We start from the raw sequence: 19,833 nt of genomic DNA on the forward strand, positions 1-19,833 counted from the left end.
CGCGACCGGCACGGCGTTATCCCGCTGACGATCCGACCTGCTGGGGGGATCAGGCGGTGGTTCTCCGCCCGGGAATGGGAACGGGAACGCCCTCATTCCAGTGATCACCGGTGCGCCGTGAAACCCGTCACGAGCGCGCCGGCTTGGCGACCGGCGCGCTGCATGACGGAGCGTGCCTTATGACGGGCGCGGCGCCATCGCGAACAGCGCCGGCAACGCATCCAGGTCGACATTGCCGCCCGACAGGATGATGCCGACGCGGCGGCCGGCGAAGCGCGCCGGATTGGCCAGCACGACCGCCAGGGGCACGGCTGCGGACGGCTCGACCACCAGCTTCATGCGCTCCCACAGCAGCCGCATCGCGGCGATCACCTGGGCGTCATCGACCAGCAGGATGTCGCGCACGTGCTCGCTGACGATCGGGAACGTGAGCGTGCCCAGCTCGGCGCGCAGGCCATCGCAGACGGTGTCGGCGGTCCGTCCGGTGACGCGCTCGCCAAGCCGGAGCGAGTCGTGTGCGTCGCGCGCACCTTCGGGTTCCGCGCCGAACACCTCGATCGCCGGATCATTGCCGTGGGCGGCCAGTGCGGACCCCGACAGCAGGCCACCGCCGCTGACCGGCGCGATCAGCGCATCGATCCCGGGCGAATGACGCACCAGCTCCAGTGCCGCGGTGCCCTGCCCGGCGATCACCCGGGCATCGTTGAACGGATGCACCAGCACGCCGCCGGTCTCGTCCAGCACCGTCGCGGTGGTCTCGTCGCGGGAGGCCTGGGAGGCTTCCGAAAACACGATCCGCGCGCCATAGGCCTCCATTGCGGCGAGCTTGGCCCGCGACGCATTGCGCGGCACCACCACGGTGGCGGGGATGCCACGGATCCGGCAGGCCAGCGCGATCGCGCCACCGTGGTTGCCCGAACTCTGGGTCACCACGCCGCGCGCGGCCTCGGCATTGGTCAGCGAGAAGACCGCGTTGCAGGCCCCGCGGAACTTGAACGAGCCCGAGCGCTGCAGGTTCTCGCACTTGAAATGCAGCTCGCAGCCGGCGATCGCGTTGAGGGTGCGCGCGTGCAGCACCGGAGTGGCATGCACATGCGGCGCAATGCGCGCGGCCGCGGTCAGGACCGCGTCGAAATCCGGTGCGTGGGTAGCGTGGGGTTGCATGGTGTGGAGTCCGGTGGTTGTGATGCGGCCAGCGTAGCCGATGGAAATCACCGTCGCCGTGGTCGGGTGCGGTGGCGAATGGGGTTACTGTGCGGAGGGAGGCCGGGTCGGCATCGGTGTCGCTCGCCTGCCGCGTCGGCGTCAGTCGGTGCGGTGGTGATGGATCGCGACCTGGGCCGCGGGGTTCGGGCTTGGCGAGCCAAGCCGCGCGGGGCTCGTCCGGTCAGTCGCGCGTTAACGGAAAAGTGAAGTTAAGCGCAAGTTCAACGCCACAGGCCGACGATGACCCATCATCACGGGGGATTCCGACATGTTGCGCAAGCTCCTACTGCCAGTGTTCGCCATCGTCCTGCTGGGCGGTTGCATGACCGGTGGCTACAGCTACCGACACGATCGCGGCGACTATTACTACGGCCAGCCGGGCGTCGACTACCGTTATTACGACCAGTACGGCGGCGGTTACTACGACCCGCGGTACCGCTATCCGGGCTATTACCCCGGTTATTACGGTAGCCGGTACGGCGGCTACGGCTATGGCGGCTTTCCATACGGTTACTACCGCCCGCCGGTGATCGTGGTGCGGCCGGGGCACGGCCACGGCGACAATCACAACCATCGCCCACCGCGTCCGGATGGCGACCGCGGCAACGACCGCGCGCCGTGGCGCGATTACGAACGCCTGCAGCGCGAGCGCATCCAGCGTTCCACCCCGCCGCCTGCCGGCAATTCGACGTTGCGCGCGCCGGTTCCGGCGCAGGTGCGGCCGGCGGCTCCAACCAGTCGCCCGTCGGCACCGTTGGCACCGCGCGGCAATGACCGCGGTTCGAGGATGGAAAAGGCAATGCAACGTGCCCAGTCGTCGCGCGAGAAGGAGTGACCGGGTGTGGGCGCGCGTCCCGGAAATGGCGTCCGGGTGCGAGGCTGCTATTGACAAACCACGTCGTATTGCGACGTAATCAGTTGCCGCTTCAATGCCGATGTCTGGCGAGGAATCTCGGATCCCCCCTGTTCCGCCCTCGTCCGACATCGGCACCTACACTGAAAGCCCCGCTCCGCGGGGCTTTCGCACGTCTGGCGCAGCCCTCTGGCCGGGTCGGCGATGGCGCCGGATGCCGTTGGCGAGCGCGGTCGGCCGGGCCCAGGCCCGCGCAAACTGGGACGCACATCAAATCCAGGCACGAAAAAAGGGGTCGAATGTCCCCCGACATTCGACCCCTGGCGCTTCCTCAACAGGCACGTGGTCGGCCCTGTTCCAATCCCCGACCGGCGCCTGGCGCCTGCCCCGCTGAGTGCAATAGGCATCATCGCAGGAAGCGTGCCAACACCCGGCGACCAAGGGGTTGGAACCGCGACTGGAAATGAACGGGGCAGCTGCCGGCAAGCCCTGCCGGGCCCGCCAAGTGCTTGATCGGCGTAGAATTTGCACCCCGCAACGGCCCGCGCTCCGGTCGTGCACTGCCCTCCAGAACCTGTCCATCCCCAGCCGATGAATCCTCACAACTTCTACCGGTACGACGTGATCGTGGTCGGTGGCGGCCATGCCGGCACCGAGGCCGCGCTGGCGTCGGCGCGCGCCGGTGCGCGCACGCTGCTGTTGACCCACAACGTCGAGACGATCGGCGCGATGAGCTGCAATCCAGCCATCGGCGGGATCGGCAAGGGCCATCTGGTGCGGGAGATCGACGCGCTCGGCGGGGTCATGGCGCACGCGGCCGATGCGGCCGGCATCCAGTGGCGCCGGCTCAACGCGAGCAAGGGGCCGGCGGTGCGGGCGACGCGCTGTCAGGCCGATCGCAGCCTCTACCGCGCCTTCATCCGCCGTGCGGTGGAGAACCAGCCCAACCTGACCCTGTTCCAGGCCGGGGTCGACGACATCGATTTCGACAACGCCAAGGTCAGGGGCGTCACCACCCAGACCGGCCTGCGCTTCCATGCACCGGCGGTGATCCTGACCGCCGGCACCTTCCTGGCCGGCAAGGTGCACGTCGGCCTGACCACCTACGCGGCCGGCCGCGCCGGCGATCCGCCGTCGGTCACGCTGGCGCAGCGGTTGCGCGAAGGCCCGTTCGTGGTGGACCGGCTCAAGACCGGCACCCCGCCGCGCATCGACGGCCGCAGCCTGGACTACTCGGTGATGGTCGAGCAGCCCGGCGACGACCCGCGCCCGGTGATGTCGTTCATGGGCTCGCGCGACGACCACCCGCGCCAGCTGTCGTGCTGGATCGCCGAAACCTGTGAGCGCACCCACGAGATCATCCGCGGCGCGCTTGACCGCTCGCCGCTGTACACCGGCCAGATCGAGGGCATCGGCCCGCGCTACTGCCCGTCGATCGAGGACAAGGTGGTGCGCTTCGCCGAGCGGTCCAGCCACCAGATCTTCGTCGAGCCCGAGGGCCTGGGCGTGGCCGAGATCTACCCGAACGGTATCTCCACCTCGCTGCCGTTCGATGTGCAGCTGGAGCTGGTGCGCTCGATCCGCGGGTTCGAGAACGCCCACATCACCCGCGCCGGTTACGCGATCGAGTACGACTTCTTCGATCCGCGTGGACTCAAGACAACGCTGGAGACGAAGGCGGTCCAGGGCCTGTTCTTCGCCGGCCAGATCAACGGCACCACCGGGTACGAGGAGGCCGCCGCGCAGGGGCTGCTGGCCGGGGTCAATGCCGCGCGTCAGGTACGTGGGGAGGCCGGCTGGTGCCCGCGCCGCGACGAGGCCTACATCGGCGTGCTGGTCGACGACTTGATCACCCACGGCACCGTCGAGCCGTACCGCATGTTCACCAGCCGCGCCGAGTACCGCCTGCAGTTGCGCGAGGACAATGCCGATCTGCGGCTGACCGAAACCGGCCGCACGCTCGGTCTGGTCGGCGACGCGCGCTGGGCCGCGTTTGCCGCCAAGCGCGAGGCGATCGAGACGGAGAACGCGCGCCTGGGCGCGATCTGGGCTTCACCCAACAATCCGCTGGGCCGGGAGATCGACGCCGGTCTGGGGATCGAGCTGAGCCGCGAGACCAGCGCGCGCGACCTGCTCAAACGGCCGGAAGTGACCTATGCGCGGCTGGTCGCGGTGCCGTCGCTCGGCCCGGCGGTGGAAGATCCCGCGGTCGCCGAGCAGGTCGAGATCGGGGTGAAGTACGCCGGCTACCTGGACCGGCAGAACGAGGAAATCGCGCGCCAGCAACGCCACGAAAGCACCGCCATTCCGGCCGGCTTCGATTACACCCGGGTGCGCGGCCTGTCGGTGGAGATCAGCGGCAAGCTCGAGCGCGTGCAGCCGCAGACCATCGGCCAGGCCCAGCGCATTCCCGGCATGACCCCGGCGGCGATCTCGCTGCTGCTGGTGCATCTGGTCGGTGCGCGGCGTCACCAGGTGGCCTGAGCAGACCGCTCGCGCTGGTTGTCGCGTCCATCGCGTCATCCGTTGGCGGTATCGAGAATTCGGCATCCGGCTGGCCGGATCCGCGGGGGGATCGCCGACAGCGCGGTGTCGGCGTCTTTCGCCACCGCGCGGCGGACGCCGCCCATGCCTGCGGCGCCGGTCATGTGGCGAAGCCCGGCGCTCGTCCCCGGTTGACCCGTCTGCGACCGGCTGCCTAAACTGCGCCGGTTTGCCGGGGCCCCATTCCCCCGGCCATGACCACACCGTGGACACACCGAGTCGATCTAGAACATTTTCCGACACCATGGCCAGCGCGCGCGCGCGGCGGTGCGCGGGGCCTGCGACGACCCGGTAATCCGGTGTTGCCCGCCTCCGCGATCGCCCGACAGCGACCGGCCGGAGGCAAACGATGAGCCACAACCCCCATTCCGCGGCGAGTTCCGCCGCCCGCCCGTTGTACCGCGCCGACGCCCGCGGCAATTTCGATGCCGACCTGGTCGCCGAGGCGATTGCCGCCCAGCTCGAGCTGGGCGATCCCGCCGCGCTGAAGGTGGCGCTGACCCAGGTGCTCGCCGCCGACCTGGCGGACGTGCTCACCCGCCTGGAACCCGTGCAGCAGGCGGCGGTGCTGCCGCTGATCTCCGCCGACGAGCGCGCGCTGGTGTTCGGCTACCTGCCGCTGGAACTGCAGACCACCCTGGTGGCGGGCATGCCGCGGCCGGCGGTGCTGGAACTGCTCAACCTGATGTCCGCCGACGAGCGCGTGGACCTGTTCAACACCCTGCCGCCGGACCGGCGCGAGCGCCTGCTGCCGGCTCTGGCGCAGGCCGAGCGCGACGACATCCGCCGCCTCGCCAGTTACCCGCGCGACAGTGTCGGCGCGTTGATGACCTCCGAGTACGCGACCCTGACGCCGGAGCTGACCGCCGGCCAGGCGATCGCCGAGCTGCGCCGCGTCGCGCCCGACAAGGAGACGATCTATACGTCCTACGTGATCGACCACGCGCGCCACCTGCTCGGTGTGGTGACCTTGCGGCGGCTGATCCTGGCCGAGCCGCACACGCCGGTCTCGGAGTTGATGGCGCCCAACCCGGTGACCGTGTTCGTCGATGCCGACCAGCGCGATGCGGCCAACAAGATCGCCCGCTACGACTTCATCGCGCTGCCGGTGATCGACCGCGAGAACCGCATCGTCGGCATCGTCACCTCCGATGACGCGATGGACGTCGCCGAAGCCGAGGCCACCGAGGACTTCCACAAGGCCGGCGGTACCCTGGGCAGCCTGACGGTGAGCATGAAGGAGGCGACCGTCGGCCTGCTGTACCGCCAACGCGTGTACTGGCTGGTGCTGCTGGTGTTCGCGAACCTGTTTTCCGGCGCCGGCATCGCCCACTTCGAGGACCTGATCGCGGCCAACATGGCGCTGGTGTTCTTCCTGCCGCTGCTGATCGCCAGCGGCGGCAACGCGGGTGCGCAGTCGGCCACGCTGATGGTGCGCGCACTGGCGACCGGCGACGTGGAGATGCGCGACTGGGCCAGCATGCTCGGGCGCGAACTGGTGGTGTCGACCCTGCTGGGTCTGACGATGGCCTTCGCAGTGAGCGCGATCGGCCTGTTCCGCGGTGGTCCGGCGATTGCGCTGGTGGTGGCCACGACGATGCTGCTGATCGTGCTGGTGGGCAGCATCATGGGCATGTCGTTGCCGTTCCTGCTGAACCGGTTCAAGGCCGATCCGGCCTCGGCCAGCTCGCCGCTGATCACCTCGCTGGCGGACGGCGTGGGCATCCTGATCTATTTCGCGATCGCCACGGTGATGCTGTCGTGGCTGGGGCATGCGGTCGCCTGAGTGCCGGGCGAAGCCGCGATCGGCAGGTCGTGCCCGCATGGGGTTCGGGAGTAGGCTGGCGCGATGAATACCGCCCACCTCGCCCCCCTCGTGCTGGCCCTCGCGGTGCTCGCCAGCGCCTGCCAACCCGCGACCGACACGTCGGTGGCGGACGCTGCCGCGATTGCGGCGACCGCCCCGACCGCTCCCGCCAGCCCTTTCCAGTCGCATGACTGGCCGTTGCCGGCGCCGGTGGGCGCGGCGCAGCCCGACCTGCTGGCCACGCCCGATGGCCGCCTGTTGCTGTCGTGGATCGAGCCGGTCGAGGCCGGCGGGCACCGCTTGCAGCTGGCCACGTTCACACCTGCGTCGGCCGCAACCGGCGCCGGCGTCGGCACGAACCAGGCCGCCGGCTGGAGCGCACCGGCGACCATCGCCAGCGGGCGCGACTGGTTCGTCAACTGGGCCGACACGCCGCATGTCGCGATGGCCCATGACGGTGCGCTGTGGGCGCACTGGCTGCAGAAATCGGCGGCCGCCGGCTATGCCTACGATGTCGCCCTGGTGCGCTCGGGCGATGGCGGGGCCACCTGGTCCGCGCCGGTGCTGGTCAATGACGATGGCACCGAGACCGAACACGGTTTCGTTTCCCTCTGGCCGGATGGCGCCGCCGGCATCGGGATCGCCTGGCTGGACGGCCGCGCCACCGCCGCAGCCGGACACGTCGACCATGCGGGCCACGCGGGAGCGATGAGCCTGCGCGCCGCACGCTTCGATGCCGCACTCGACAAGTCCGACGACGTCCGCATCGACGCGATGACCTGCGACTGCTGCCAGACCGCCATCGCGATCACCACGCGCGGCCCGCTGCTGGTCTACCGCGACCGCAGCGCCGACGAGATCCGGGACATCGCCGTGACCCGTTTCGAAAACGGTCGCTGGACGCCGCCGCGGCTGGTGCATGCCGACCAGTGGACGATGCCGGCCTGTCCGGTCAACGGGCCGGCGGTGGCCGCGCGCGGCGATCACGTCGTGGTCGGCTGGTACACCGCCGCCGACGACCTGCCCGCGCTGCGTCTGGCATACAGCGGTGATGCGGGCGACAGCTTCACCGCCCCGCTCACCGTGGATCAGGGCGACGCGGTGCAGGGCCGGACCGCCGTCGCGCTGGACGGGGACGCCGCGTGGGTGGCCTGGCTGCGCGAGGATGCGCAGGGCCAGTCGCTGCAGCTGGCCCGGTATGCCCCCGGCCTGGAGCGCGAACTGCAACGCGTCGACCTGGCGGCGCTCACCGGCCGCGGCCGCGGCACCGGATTCCCGAAGCTTGCCGTCATTCATGGCGACGCCCACGTGGTGTGGACCGACGTGGTCGATGGCCGGCCGCGGCTGCGGGGTGCGGTGCTTCACAACGCGGTGCGGGCGGCGGACAAATAGACATACAGAACGATCCGTTGCAGCGATCCGCCTCGCCAACGGCGCGCCACGCCCAAACCTTTGGGTTCGTGCCCGGACACCGCCCGCAAGCGGTTCACCCGGGCGGGTCGGTTCCGGCTTGATCCGGTGCCTTTCGTCCGCTTTGGCGGGTTTTCCAACGTTGCCGCCTTCGCGGGAACCGGTCGTTTGGGGGAAGATGACATCCCCCGCCGGGAGTGGGCCTGCCGGGATCGATCCGGTGTTTGATCCCGCCCCGATCCATCCCGATATCTGAGCCTGAGCCGTCCCGGAGATTTTGCAGGAACCCCCATGACCGACGCCAACCCCGCCATCGACGCCGAGCCCTCGCCCGAGGGCGGCGACAACGTGCATGCAACGGCACCCGGCGGCGGGCCCGTGGTCGCGGCGCCGCATGCGGAGTACATCGACAGCTGCGACCTGCCGACACCGTGGGGGACGTTCCGCCTGCACGGCTTCATCGACCGTGCGACCGGCAAGGAGCATGTCGTGCTGACCCTGGGCGACCTGGCCAATGGCGGACCGGTGCTGGCCCGGGTGCACTCGGAATGCCTGACCGGGGATGCGTTGTTCAGCCAGCGCTGCGACTGCGGCGCGCAGCTGGAGGACGCGCTCAGGCGCATCGCCGCCGAAGGCCGCGGCATGGTCCTGTACCTGCGCCAGGAAGGCCGCGGCATCGGCCTGATCAACAAGATCCGCGCCTACCACCTGCAGGACACCGGCGCCGACACGGTCGAGGCCAACGAGGCGCTCGGCTTTGCCGCCGACCTGCGCGGCTACGGCCTGTGCCAGTCGATGCTGGCGCACTTCGGGGTGACTGCGCTGCGCCTGATGACCAACAACCCGGCCAAGGTCGTGGCGCTGCAGAAGCTGGGCATCGCCGTCAGCGAGCGGCAGTCGATCCTGGTCGGCCACAACGCCTGCAACCGGCGTTACCTGTTGACCAAGCAGGACAAGCTGGGCCACTTCATCGACACGGCCGGGAAATAGCCGGCGAGCGCGGCGATGACGTCGCGCTGCTACTTTTCCTTGCGCCAGTTGATCGAGCCGCGGTTTTCAATCGTGCTCGATTCGATTTCGATGTCGAAGCCGTGGTCGAGCAGGTACTTCAGCGTCAGCACCTGGCCGGTGCCCAGCAGCGACACGCCGTAGCCGACGTACAGCCGCGGCGAGAGCTGCTTGCCGACGCCGAGCACGCTGCCGCCCAGCGCGCGGCTCTGCATCACGCCGGCATCGTCCAGGCCGATCTTCGCCCCCAGCTGCGAGGCCAGCAGGCTGCCGCCGGCGGTGAGCGCGGCGCTGGCGGCGTTGAGCTGGCCGCGCTCGCTGCCGCTCAGGGTCGACAGCGGGCGGCCGAGGGTGAGGTAGGCCAGTGCTTCGGGCTGCGAGCTGGCCGGGTTCGACCAGACCTCGGCCTGCGGCGCGCTGGCGCGACCGCTGACATCCACGCCGGCGGTGACATCGCCGATCACCCGCTCGGCGCGCAGCCGGATGACCGGGTTGGCGATCGGGTCGTTGGACCAGTCCAGCTGGCCGCGGGTGATGCGCAGGTCCTGGCCGTAGGCCTTGTACTGGCCGGCGACGTTGATGGTGCCGGTCGCGGTCATCTCGCGGCCGGGGCGGGCGACCAGGCGCAGGCCACCACCAAGCTTGCCGTCCAGGCCGAAGCCGTTCATGTGCACCTGTTCGCCCAGCTCGATGACCAGGTCCATGTCCAGCGGCGTGCCGGGGCCTTCGTCGGGATCGACCGGGTCCAGCACCACCACGTCGTCAGACGCCGACACGCCCTGGTCGAGCCGCTCCAGGTTGATCCGCGCCTCCGGCACGCGCACGCGGCCGGTCAGGCGCAGCGGTTGGCCGGCCTGGTAGCGCATCTGCAGCTCCGGGCTGGCGACCGCGCGCAGGTCCAGGCTGTCCGACACCAGCACGTCGGTGCCGCGCACGTCGAGCACCAGGGGGGTGTCATCGCCCTGCCAGCCCAGGCTGCCGTCGATGGTGAGTACGCCGTTGCCGGGGTTGCCTGCGCTGGAGGCCGAACGCACGCTGCCGTGGATCTTCGCGGTGCCGTCGGCGAGCGCATCCAATTGCACGTTGCCGTCGCGCAGGGTGATCGCCAGCGCCGGCAGCTCGGTGCTGAAGTCGGTCAGCCGCGCCTGCCCGCCCAGTTGCGGCTGGTTGCGGGTGCCGGCCAGGGTGACGCGGCCGGACAGGCGACCGGTCGGCTCGACGATGTCGGGCGAGAACAGCTCCATCCAGGTCAGCTCGTCGGTGTCCAGCGCGATCTCGCCGGCCAGCGGCGACCAGGCGTCCCAGCCGGTGGTGATGCGGGCGTCGATCCGGCCGTCGTCGTTGAAGCCGGTGCCGAACACCGCCTCGATGCCCTGCGGCCGGAAGTTCGCGGTCAGCAACAGGTGGTCGTAGCGCAACAGTTCGGTGCGCGAACGCGGGCTGTTCCTGATGCCGCCGCCGGTCGAGCTGATCCGCGCCTCGCCGTCCCAGCCGTTGCCGAGCGGACGCAGCCGCGCCTCGACCGCGATCTCTCCGCGCAGCAGCCAGGGCTGGCGGTGTTCGCGTTCGGGCAGGTAGGGCTCGGCCAGGGTCAGCGGCAGGCCCTGGCCGGTGATGCTCAGGCCGCGGCGTGGCCAGTCGGCATCGACACACAGCGTGCCGCCTGCGCTGGACGCCAGGCAGGCGCGCTCGAGGGTGCCGTTGCCACGGGTTGGTGCAGGCGTCCAGCTGAACCGGGCCGCCTGCTGCAGCCGCCAGTCCGCGCCGCGTTGCAGGTCCAGCTGCAGGCCGGCCAGCGTGCCCTGCCAGCGTGAACCTTGTCGGCCGAGGCTGGCGTCCAGGTCGAGTTGGCCGATCGGACTGCCCGCACGGGCCGCCAGCGTCAGCCTCTCCACGGCGCCACGGGCGTCGATGGCGAGGCTGTCCAGCGCCATGCCGGCCACCAGGTCGGTGGCGCGGATTGCGAGGTGGCCGTCGCCGCGATGCCACGGCAAGTTGCCGTTGATGTGCAGGCTGGCGGCGGCGAGGTCGCCGTAGCGCAGGCCGGTGCCGTCCAGATCGGCGCGCAGGTCGGGGGCGCTGGCCGGCCCGCTCACCTGCAGGCGGCCGCGCAGGCTGCCGGCGGCATCGGGCAGCAGGTCCGCCAATGCCAACGGGGTCAGGCGGGCATCGAGCTCGATGCGCTCGCCATAGCTGCCGCGGGCGTCGATGCGGCTGTCGCCCAGGCCCAGCACGAGCTCGCCTTCGTAGCGGCTGCTGCCACCGGTGGCCGGGGCGCCGTGCATCGCGAAGTGGCCGTCGCCCTGCAGCGGACGGCCACGCAGGCGGCCGCCGAAATCGGCGAGCCGGGCGCTGATCTCCAGCCCGCCATCGTCGCGGGTCGAGCCGGTGCTGGTGACACGGCCGTTGACCGCGCCCGCCCAGTCGGCGGCGAAATACCCCGGATCGAACCCGGCCAATGTCGCGTCCAGTTCCCAGCCCAGTGCCGGGGCCCAGGCCACGGCGCCGGTGGTGGCGAGGGTGCCGGTCGGCATCCGCACGTCCAGTGACTTGAGTTGCATGCGCTCGGCGTCGCCGCGGCCGTCGATCTGCAGCTGCGCCTGCTCGTCGCCACGCGCGAGGGTGGCGTTGCCGATCAGCGCCCAGGCCTGCAGCGTGCCGGCCAGGCCGAGGTCGGCATCGGCGCGGACGGTGGCGGTTGCCGCGGAAGCCGGGGCGGATACGTCACCGCCGCCCCATTGCAGGCCGCGCGCGTTGGTGGCAAAGCGGAACGTCGCATTCGCCGGGTCGGTGAAGTCGGCCTGGCCGCGCGCGGTCACGGTGCCGTCGAGCAGCTGCAGCCGGAGCGGGTCGAGCTGCAGCACCTGGTCGGCGATCTGCAGACGCGAGTTGAGGATTTCTGCGCTGAAATCGCCCTGGCGCATTTCGCCGCGCAGCCGGGCGTCCCCGCCGATGCCGTCGACGTGCAGTTGCAGGGCCAGCGGGGTGTCGGTCGGGGCCGCCGCGGGATCGGTCAGCAGGCCGACGTCCAGCGCTTCGGCGTTGGCGCGCAACCGCCATTGCGGCCGGTTGATGCCGACCATCACCGGCCCGGAAGCCGGGCTGGCCGCCACGATGACCGCATCCTTGCCGCGCAGCACCAGCGTCGCCCGCAACGGCCCGGGTGCGCGGCCGGCCACCGCGACATCCATCGCTTCCAGGTCGCCGATGGCGACGAAACCCAGCCGTGCCGGCGTGCGCCCGGGGGCGGCCGGCAGCACCGCGGTGGCGACCAGGTCGCTGCGGTAGTTGTCGCGCGGCCGGTAGTCGCCATGCACGGTGAAGCGGCCGCGGTCGCTGTCGACCACCATGTGCTCCACGTGCAGGCGGCCCGGGCCGGCGTCCAGCCCGCCCCGCAGGCGGCGGATGTCGATGGTCGGCACGCCGTCGCTGCTGACCCGGAAACCGTCGACCTGCACGTCGTCGGCCTGCAGCGCCAGCGGCGGCGCGATCTGCGGCAGCGAGTCGGGCCAGCGCGGCAGCTCGAACGGCTCGTCGCTGCTGGGCAGCTCCAACGTGGCGTTTTCGATCTGCAACGCGTCCAGCCGCAGGCGTCTGCCCAGCAGCGGCCGCAGCGCCGGGTCGAGGGTGACGCGCTGCGCGGTGAACACGATGGCGTCGTAGCGGAAGCGCACGTCGTGCATCGTCAACGGCCCGGACACCGGACCCTCGGCCTGCCGCCAGCTCAGGGTCGCGTTGGCGGGCAGGCGCGCCACGATCTGCGCGAGCAGGAAGTCGCGGCCGCCGATGCTCGCCACCAGCCACCAGGCGAGCACGACCAGCGCCACCGCGAGCGCGCCGCTCAGCAGCCCGCTGCGGATCGCCAGAACCCGCAGCCGTGCCTTGCGCAGGCGGCGCAGTTCGGCGATCCGCGCCTCGCGCTGTTCGGGCGTGAGATCGGGATCGATCTGTCGACGGCGCAGGATCCCCGCCACCGTCACAGGTCCGCGCCGACGCTGAGGTAGATCTGGAACGACGAGTCGGCGTCGTTGAGGCCGTGGCCGATGTCCAGCCGCAGCGGCCCGACCGGTGAGCGCCAGCGCACGCCGGCGCCGACGCCGGTGTGCCAGTCGGGTGTGGTGTCGAACGCGCTGCCGGTGTCGACAAACGCCGCCGCGCCCCAGCTCGGGGTGAAGTAGTGCTCGTACTCGATGCTGCCGGTGGCGACGTTCTTGGCGCCCAGCGCATACAGCTTGCCGTCGCTGCCCTGCACGCGCGGACCGACCTCGCGCCAGCCGTAGCCGCGGATGCTGCGGTCGCCGCCGGCGAAGAAGCGCAGGCTCGGCGGCATCGCGACCAGCTCGTCGGTGAAGGTGTGACCGAGCTCGCCGCGCGCGATCAGGCGGCTGTTCGCGCCCAGTCCGCGGTACCAGCTGGCGGTCGCCCGGGCCTGGGCGAAGCTGGCGTCGCTGCCCACGCCTTCCAGACCGCCGCGCAGCATCAGGGTGCCGGCGCGGCCGTTGCGCGGGAAGATCAGGTCGTCGGCATCGGTGTATTCGGCCCGCAGCGAGGGGTAGGAAAACGTCGCGTAGCGGTAGGCCGGCCCGGTGGTGGCGTCACCGTCGTCATCGGCCAGGTACGACCAGCGCTCGCGCAGCGCGTGCAGCGAGGCGATCACGTTGAGGTGCCGGTTGATGTGGCCGTTGCGGCTGCCCACGAACTCGATCCGGCGGTTGTCCATGTAGTCGGTCTGCTCGTCGGCGACCTGGGCGCTGATCGTGTACCAGCCGTCGGCCCAGGCAAACGCCGGGATGCGGTACTGCGTGGTCAGGGTCTTGCGCCGCTGAGCGTAGTCCAGCTGCGCCAGCGCCTTGTGGCCGCGGTCGTTGACGTAGCGGCGCTCCAGCCCCAGCCGTACGCCGGGGCCGCTGTCGGTGCCATAGCTCAGGCCGGCGCTGTAGATGCTGCGCTTGGCCGGCACCAGCAGCACGTTGACCGGCACCTGGCCGTCGATGGCCTGGTCGGGTTGCGGGTTGATGACCACCGAGGAGAAGTAATCCAGCCGCGCCAGCGACTCGCGCAACCGGTCCAGCTTGCCCTGGTGGTAGTAGCTGCCGGTGTCCCAGTACACCAGCTTGTCCAGCACCGACCCGCGCAGGATCGCGTTGGGCGTCTGTTCGAACGTGGTCGGGCCCATGTCGTAACGCGGGCCGCTGGTCCAGACCAGGTCGATGTCGGCGGCGTGCTCGGCGCGGGTGACCTCGACCCGGCGGCTGGCGAAGTCGGCATCGAAATAACCCCGCTGGGCCAGTCGCCGGCTGATCCGGGTCTTGCTGGCCTCGTACAGCGGATGCTCGAAGACCTCGCCGGATCGCGGCCTGAAACCGGCGAGATCCTCGCGCAGGTAGCGGTCGCGCCCGCCGACGCCTTCGATCGCGACGTGTTCGCGCCGGACCCGCACCGGCTCGCCGGGATCGACCGTGATGGTGACCGTGGAGTCGGCATTGCTGTCGCGGTCACGCTCCACGCTGATCGTCGGCGAGTAGTAGCCGAACGGTCCCAGCGCCTCACGGGTTTCCTGTTCCGCCTCGCGCACCAGGTAGGCCAGCCGCCGCCCCGACAGGTCCTTGCCGAGCACGTCGACCAGCGTCACCGCGCTGCGCACGTTGTCGGTCATCGCCTCGTCCAGGCCGAGGATGTCGACCCTCTCCACCTTCGCCGCGTGCACCGCGCCGCTGGCAAACAGGCACAACGCGGCGGCGGGCAGGGCGAGGGAGGGCAGGCGCATGCGCGCAAGGATACCGGCTGGGCGTCAAGGACCGATTAACGCGATTGGATGGCGCGCAGGCAGGCTTGGAGGCAGTAGTGCCATGGCTTGCCCGGCGTTCCTGGGTAGGAGCGACGTCGGTCGCGACCTGTACATCGCCACCAGCCCCCGACATGTCCCGGTGCCTGCGCCCCTCACCGCTACGCCATGCCCTCGTTGATGGAAGCCCGGCGCATTCGCGACTGACGTCGCTCCTACCAAAGCACTCGCGGCTTCCGGGGATGTGCCCGGTACCGCGCTCCGGCCATTCCGGAACGCGGATGCGGTCGATCAGTGGATGGGGTCGATCAGGCCGACAGGTGCTCGATCGCGGCGGCGCTGCCGAGGCGGTCGCTGAGCCGCTTGAGCAGCGCGAGCCGGTTGTTGCGCACCTGCGCGTCGTCGGCGTTGACCATCACCTGTTCGAAGAACGCATCGACCTGTGGCCGCAGCCGCGCCAGCCGGCCCAGCACCGCGACATAGTCGCGCTGCGCCAGCAACGGGTCGGTGTCGGCGATCGCGGCGTCCACGGCCTCGGCCAGTTCGCGCTCGGCCGGCTCGGCGAACAGCGCCGCGTCGATGCGCTCCGGCACCGCGCCATCGACTTTCCGCAGGATGTTGCGGCTGCGCTTGTTCGCCGCCGCCAGCGCTTCGGCCTCGGGCAGTTTCGCGAACTCGCCGATCGCCTTGAGGCGCTGGTCGAAGTCGGGCAACGAGTCGTGGGCGACGTGCATCACCGCCTCGAACTGCGGCGCCGAGATGCCGCGGTCGGCGTAATAGCCGCGCAGGCGGTCGTAGACGAAGGCGGTGATGTCGAAGCTGCCGATGTCGGGATGCTGGACCGGCTGCGCGGCGTGTGCGCGTTCCACCAGTGCATGCAGCAGCAGGTCGTGGTCGCCTTCGAGCAATGTGCGCGCCAGCCCGAGCGCATGCCGGCGCAGCGCGAACGGGTCCTTGTTGCCGGTCGGCTTGAGACCCGCCGCGAAACCGCCCGCCAGCGTGTCCAGCCGCTCGGCGATCGCCAGCACCTGGCCGAGTTTGGAGGGTGCGATCGCATCGCCGGAGAAGCGCGGCATGTAGGCCTCGTCGATCGCGTGGGCGACCTCGACCGGTTCGTTCTCGACCGCCGCGTAGTAGCGGCCGGCGATGCCCTGCAATTCCGGGAACTCGCCGACCAGACGCGACTGCAGATCGGCCTTGGACAGCTCGGCGGCGCGCCGGGCGAGGGCGGGGCCGACTCCGACTTCGCCGGCGATCGATCCGGCCAGCGCCATCACGCGCTGCACCTTGTCGGCGAGGGTGCCGAGTTTGGCCTGGTAGGTCACGTTGCGCAGGCCGTCATTCATCGACGCCAGCCCCTGCTTCATGTCCTCCACGAAGAAGAACCTGGCGTCGCTGAAGCGCGGCCGGATCACCCGCTCATAGCCCTTGCGGACTTCGGCTTCGTCCTTGCTCTCGATGTTGGCGATGCCGATGAAGTGCTCGCTGAGCCGGCCCTCGTTATCCAGCACCGGGAAGAATTTCTGGTTGGTCTCCATCGTCGCGATCAGCGCCTCGGCCGGGATCGCGAGGAACCCGGATTCGAACCCGCAGGTGACCGCGCTGGGCCACTCGGTCAGGCCGTTGACCTCTTCCAGGATGCCCGCATCGATCCGCGCCACCCCGCCGCAGGCGGTCGCGGCCGCCTCGACCTGGCGCACGATGCTTTCACGGCGCTCGTCGGCATCGACCAGCACCTTCGCGCCGCGCAGCGACTCCACGTAATCGGCGGGGGTGCTGAACCAGACCGGCTTGTCGTGCATGAAGCGGTGGCCGCGGCTCATGCGGTCGCTGCGCACGCCCAGCAGCCCGACATCGACCACGTCGCTGCCCAGCAGCACCACCAGCCAGTGCACCGGCCGGGCGAAGCTGTAGTCGTGGCTGCCCCAGCGCATCGGCTTGGGGATCGGCATCGCCGCCAGTGCTTCGGCCAGGATGTCGCCCAGCAGGTCGGCGGTTTTCGCGCCCGCCTTGACCGAGCGGTGCACGAAGCGCTCGCCCTTGTTGTCGGTGGTTTTTTCCAGCGCGGTCCAGTCGACCCCGGCCTTGGCGGCGAAACCCTGCAGCGCGCGGGTCGGCTGGCCGTCGGCGTCCAGCGCGATGTTGAGGTACGGGCCCAGCACCTCGGACGCCTGTTCGGGTTGTTCGGTGGCCACGCCCGGCAGCAGCACCGCCAGCCGGCGCGGGGTGTACAGCGGCTTCGCCTCGTCGCGCTCGAAGGCGATCCCGCGCTTGACCAGGCCGTCGATCACACCGTCGAAGAACGCCCGCGCGAGCCCGGCCAGCGCCTTGACCGGCAGTTCCTCGGTTCCCAGTTCGATCAACAGCGGTTGCATTGGCAGGTCCGCCTTGTCCGGCATCGTGTTGTTGGACATCACACGGTCTCCTTGTCGGCCGGCTGGACGGTTGCGTTCCTCAACCCCGGAAACCCCAGCTTCTCGCGCTGGGCGAAATACGCCTCGGCCACGGCCTGGGAGATTTTGCGCACGCGCAGGATGTAGCGCTGGCGTTCGGTGACGCTGATCGCGCGGCGCGCGTCGAGCATGTTGAAGCTGTGGCTGGCCTTCATCACCTGCTCGTAGGCCGGCAGCGGCAGGTCGAACCCGACCAGCGCCAGCGCCTCCGCCTCGCACTCGTCGAAGCGCCGGAACAACACCTCCACGTCGGCGTGCTCGAAGTTGTAGGTGCTCTGCTCGACCTCGTTCTGGTGGTAGACGTCGCGGTAGGTCACCGGGTGGCCGTCCGGGCCGTGCGTCCAGACCAGATCGAACACGTTGTCCACGCCCTGCAGGTACATGCACAGGCGCTCCAGACCGTAGGTGATCTCGCCCAGCACCGGCCGGCACTCCATCCCGCCGGCCTGCTGGAACCAGGTGAACTGGGTCACCTCCATGCCGTTGAGCCAGACTTCCCAGCCCAGTCCCCAGGCGCCCAGCGTCGGCGACTCCCAGTTGTCCTCGACCAGCCGCAGGTCATGCACCAGCGGGTCGACGCCGAGCGCCTTGAGCGAATCGAAGTACAGCTCGACGATGTTGTCGGGCGAGGGCTTCATCGCGACCTGGTACTGGTAGTAGCGCTGCAGCCGGTTGGGGTTGTCGCCGTAGCGGCCGTCGGCGGGGCGGCGGCAGGGCTGCACGTAGGCGGCGTTCCACGGCTCCGGCCCGAGCGCGCGCAGGAAGGTGGCCGGGTGGAAGGTGCCGGCACCGACTTCCAGATCGAGCGGCTGGATCAGCACGCAACCCTGCTGCGCCCAGAACGTATTCAGGCGCTGGATGAGTTGCTGGAAGGTCGGAGGCGACAGGGCGCTGGCGTCAGGCTGCGGCATGCTTGAAGGGCCGTGGGGCAAAGCACGCTAGTATACGGCCGGCTTCGCCGGGGCTGTTTTCCGCCCTCGTTCGCCGCTCCTTTCGACTCTAATCTGGACGCCTGATTCTGTGACTGCCCCTTTCCTGATCATCGAAACCGGCCAACCGGTCGCTTCGATGCGCCGCCATGGCGGATTTCCCCACTGGATCCGCGTTGCCAGCGGCCTGCCGCGCGACGGTGCGGTGGTGATCAATGTCGAGGCCGGCGACGCGCTGCCATCGCGGGAAGGGTTTGCCGGCGCGATCGTGAGCGGTTCGGGTGCGATGGTGACCGACCGGCTGGACTGGAGCGAGGCCACCGCGGCCTGGCTGGCGGAAGCGGCCGCGGCCGGCTTCCCGCTGTTCGGCATCTGCTACGGCCATCAGCTGCTGGCCCAGGCGCTGGGTGGCGAGGTCGGCTACAACCCGGCCGGGCGCGAGATGGGCACGATCGGGATCGAGCTGCTGCCGGCCGCGAGACAGGACGCCCTGTTCGGACCGCTGCCGGCCACCATGCCGGTGCAGCTGACCCATCGGCAGAGCGTGTTGCGGGTGCCGGAAGGCGCGACCGTGCTGGCGCGCTCGGCGGCCGATGCGTGCCAGGCGTTCCGCTGGGGCGAGCATGTCTGGGGCGTGCAGTTCCACCCCGAGTTCAGTACCACCCACATGCGCGGCTACATCCAGGCGCGCAAGATTGCGTTGCAGCGCGAAGGGCAGGATCCGCAGGCGATGCTGGCCGCGGTTGCCGCCACTCCGGACGGCCGGCGCGTGCTGCGCCGGTTCGTCCATTACGCCACCCGGCAGTCGCGGACGCGCGGTTGACTGCCCGGTCGAGCCGCGCCCGGTTGAGCCGTGTGATCGCGTTGCTTTGATCGAGCCATGTGATTGAATTGCCCGGCTGCGCTGTCGCCTGCAGTCGGCCATCATCGATGCAACAAGCACTGCCGTTACGGTCGGCAGTGACCCGAGGCAGGAAAGGAACGACATGAAGGATATTCGCAAGGTTCCACCGGGTGCCGGCGCGGAGTGGCTGCTGGGCGGCGTGGCATTGCTGCGCAAGGCGCCGCTGACCCTCGGCCTGCTCGGCCTGATCTGGGGCGGGCTGTCGACGCTGGCTTCGTTGACCGGCCAGGCCTGGCTGAGCCTGCTGCTCGGGTTCGCGGGGCCGATCCTGTTCGGCGGCATCATCTACGCCGCGCGCGAAGTCGACCAGGGCCGCCATGCCTCGCCGGCCCAGCTGCTGCAGGGCCTGCACGACGGCAAGGCGACGCGCCTGCTGGCGATGCTGTTGCCCCAGATCGTCGCCCTGGTGGTGCTGGTGGTGCTGCTGGTGGTGATGGTCGGTCCGCAGCAACTGGAGCGGATCGCCGCGGTCATGGTGGAGCTGCAGACCAACCCCGATCCGACGCTGGTGGAATCGTTGCCGGTCGGGCGGCTGTTCGGCTGGATGGTCGCGGCGCTGGTGATCGGCGTGGTCGCCGGATTCTTCACCTTCATCGCGATTCCCGAGGTCATGTTCACCGACCGCGGCGCGTTCGCGGCGATGGGCATGAGCCTGCGGGCCTGCCTGCGCAACCTGGGCGCGCTGATCGTGCTGCTGGTGCTGATGGTGATCGCGATGATCGCCTTCAGCCTGGCGTTGCAGCTGGTCGGGATGCTGCTGACGTTCCTGGTCGGCGCGCAGGCGTCGATGTTCGCGGTCCAGGTGTTGCTGATGGCGGTGCTGCTGCCGGTCATGAGCGGCGCGGCGTATCTGGGATGGCGGCAGATGACCGGCGACGCGCCGGCGGCGCCGGTGGTGTCGGCAGGCGGTTTCGAGGCCTGACCGGCGCGGATC

At 70.1% G+C, this 19,833-nt stretch carries 12 protein-coding genes; 7 read left to right on the forward strand and 5 right to left on the reverse strand.

Annotation, left to right across the window (positions count from 1 at the left end):
* Positions 1-177: 177 nt before the first annotated feature.
* A complete protein-coding gene (locus tag N792_RS00280; RefSeq protein ID WP_036192168.1) occupies positions 178-1,164 on the reverse strand; it encodes a pyridoxal-phosphate dependent enzyme in 987 nt (328 codons plus the stop codon).
* A 310-nt stretch (positions 1,165-1,474) separates the two neighbouring features.
* Here N792_RS00280 and N792_RS00285 point away from each other — a divergent pair, with 310 nt between their 5' ends.
* The 5 genes from N792_RS00285 to ribA all read left to right on the forward strand — a co-directional run bounded on the left by N792_RS00285 (position 1,475) and on the right by ribA (position 8,810).
* On the forward strand, positions 1,475-2,041 hold the full coding sequence (locus tag N792_RS00285) for a hypothetical protein (protein ID WP_052103206.1): 567 nt from the start codon (positions 1,475-1,477) through the stop codon (positions 2,039-2,041).
* A gap of 609 nt (positions 2,042-2,650) precedes the next feature.
* The gene (mnmG, locus tag N792_RS00290; protein ID WP_036191365.1) at positions 2,651-4,543 is read left to right on the forward strand and encodes a tRNA uridine-5-carboxymethylaminomethyl(34) synthesis enzyme MnmG; all 1,893 of its coding nucleotides are present in this window, start codon (positions 2,651-2,653) and stop codon (positions 4,541-4,543) included.
* A gap of 409 nt (positions 4,544-4,952) precedes the next feature.
* Positions 4,953-6,389, forward strand: a complete 1,437-nt coding sequence (gene mgtE, locus N792_RS00295) for a magnesium transporter (RefSeq protein WP_084105219.1) — start codon at positions 4,953-4,955, stop codon at positions 6,387-6,389.
* Positions 6,390-6,452: 63 nt separating this feature from the next.
* Positions 6,453-7,802 (forward strand): sialidase family protein, encoded by a 1,350-nt coding sequence (locus N792_RS13905; protein WP_052103208.1) that lies wholly within the window; start codon positions 6,453-6,455, stop codon positions 7,800-7,802.
* Positions 7,803-8,111: 309 nt separating this feature from the next.
* A complete protein-coding gene (gene ribA, locus N792_RS00305; RefSeq protein ID WP_084105225.1) occupies positions 8,112-8,810 on the forward strand; it encodes a GTP cyclohydrolase II in 699 nt (232 codons plus the stop codon).
* Between the two features lie 29 nt (positions 8,811-8,839).
* Here the strand turns inward: ribA and N792_RS00310 are convergent, their stop codons facing one another.
* The 4 genes from N792_RS00310 to glyQ form a co-directional block, all read right to left on the reverse strand.
* On the reverse strand, positions 8,840-12,802 hold the full coding sequence (locus N792_RS00310; RefSeq protein WP_224743893.1) for a translocation/assembly module TamB domain-containing protein: 3,963 nt from the start codon (positions 12,800-12,802) through the stop codon (positions 8,840-8,842).
* Positions 12,803-12,804: 2 nt separating this feature from the next.
* Entirely contained in the window at positions 12,805-14,595 is a 1,791-nt protein-coding gene (locus N792_RS00315) for an autotransporter assembly complex protein TamA (protein ID WP_036191368.1), read from the reverse strand.
* Positions 14,596-14,921: 326 nt separating this feature from the next.
* Positions 14,922-17,027 (reverse strand): glycine--tRNA ligase subunit beta, encoded by a 2,106-nt coding sequence (gene glyS, locus N792_RS00320; RefSeq protein ID WP_425478825.1) that lies wholly within the window; start codon positions 17,025-17,027, stop codon positions 14,922-14,924.
* A complete protein-coding gene (glyQ, locus tag N792_RS00325; RefSeq protein WP_036191371.1) occupies positions 17,027-17,977 on the reverse strand; it encodes a glycine--tRNA ligase subunit alpha in 951 nt (316 codons plus the stop codon). The genes glyS and glyQ overlap by 1 nt, the downstream gene beginning before the upstream one ends.
* Before the next feature lie 109 nt (positions 17,978-18,086).
* On the opposite strand from glyQ, the gene N792_RS00330 reads away from it, so the two are divergent.
* Both N792_RS00330 and N792_RS00335 read left to right on the forward strand, forming a co-directional pair.
* Positions 18,087-18,818: a glutamine amidotransferase gene (locus tag N792_RS00330; RefSeq protein WP_036191374.1), complete on the forward strand. Its 732-nt coding sequence runs from the start codon at positions 18,087-18,089 to the stop codon at positions 18,816-18,818.
* 163 nt (positions 18,819-18,981) lie between these two features.
* A complete protein-coding gene (locus N792_RS00335) occupies positions 18,982-19,821 on the forward strand; it encodes a BPSS1780 family membrane protein (protein WP_036191377.1) in 840 nt (279 codons plus the stop codon).
* Positions 19,822-19,833: the final 12 nt, after the last annotated feature.

The organism is Lysobacter concretionis Ko07 = DSM 16239 (assembly GCF_000768345.1).
Taxonomy (GTDB): Bacteria; Pseudomonadota; Gammaproteobacteria; order Xanthomonadales; family Xanthomonadaceae; genus Novilysobacter; species Novilysobacter concretionis.

Excerpts from the sequence above, each read along its gene's own strand:
- N792_RS13905 (WP_052103208.1), top strand. The coding sequence starts at position 6,453 with ATGAATACCGCCCACCTCGCCCCCCTCGTGCTGGCCCTCGCGGTGCTC.
- N792_RS00280 (WP_036192168.1), bottom strand. The coding sequence starts at position 1,164 with ATGCAACCCCACGCTACCCACGCACCGGATTTCGACGCGGTCCTGACC.
- N792_RS00315 (WP_036191368.1), bottom strand. The coding sequence starts at position 14,595 with ATGCGCCTGCCCTCCCTCGCCCTGCCCGCCGCCGCGTTGTGCCTGTTT.
- mnmG (WP_036191365.1), top strand. The coding sequence starts at position 2,651 with ATGAATCCTCACAACTTCTACCGGTACGACGTGATCGTGGTCGGTGGC.
- glyQ (WP_036191371.1), bottom strand. The coding sequence starts at position 17,977 with ATGCCGCAGCCTGACGCCAGCGCCCTGTCGCCTCCGACCTTCCAGCAA.
- glyS (WP_425478825.1), bottom strand. The coding sequence starts at position 17,027 with ATGTCCAACAACACGATGCCGGACAAGGCGGACCTGCCAATGCAACCG.
- ribA (WP_084105225.1), top strand. The coding sequence starts at position 8,112 with ATGACCGACGCCAACCCCGCCATCGACGCCGAGCCCTCGCCCGAGGGC.
- N792_RS00335 (WP_036191377.1), top strand. The coding sequence starts at position 18,982 with ATGAAGGATATTCGCAAGGTTCCACCGGGTGCCGGCGCGGAGTGGCTG.
- N792_RS00285 (WP_052103206.1), top strand. The coding sequence starts at position 1,475 with ATGTTGCGCAAGCTCCTACTGCCAGTGTTCGCCATCGTCCTGCTGGGC.
- mgtE (WP_084105219.1), top strand. The coding sequence starts at position 4,953 with ATGAGCCACAACCCCCATTCCGCGGCGAGTTCCGCCGCCCGCCCGTTG.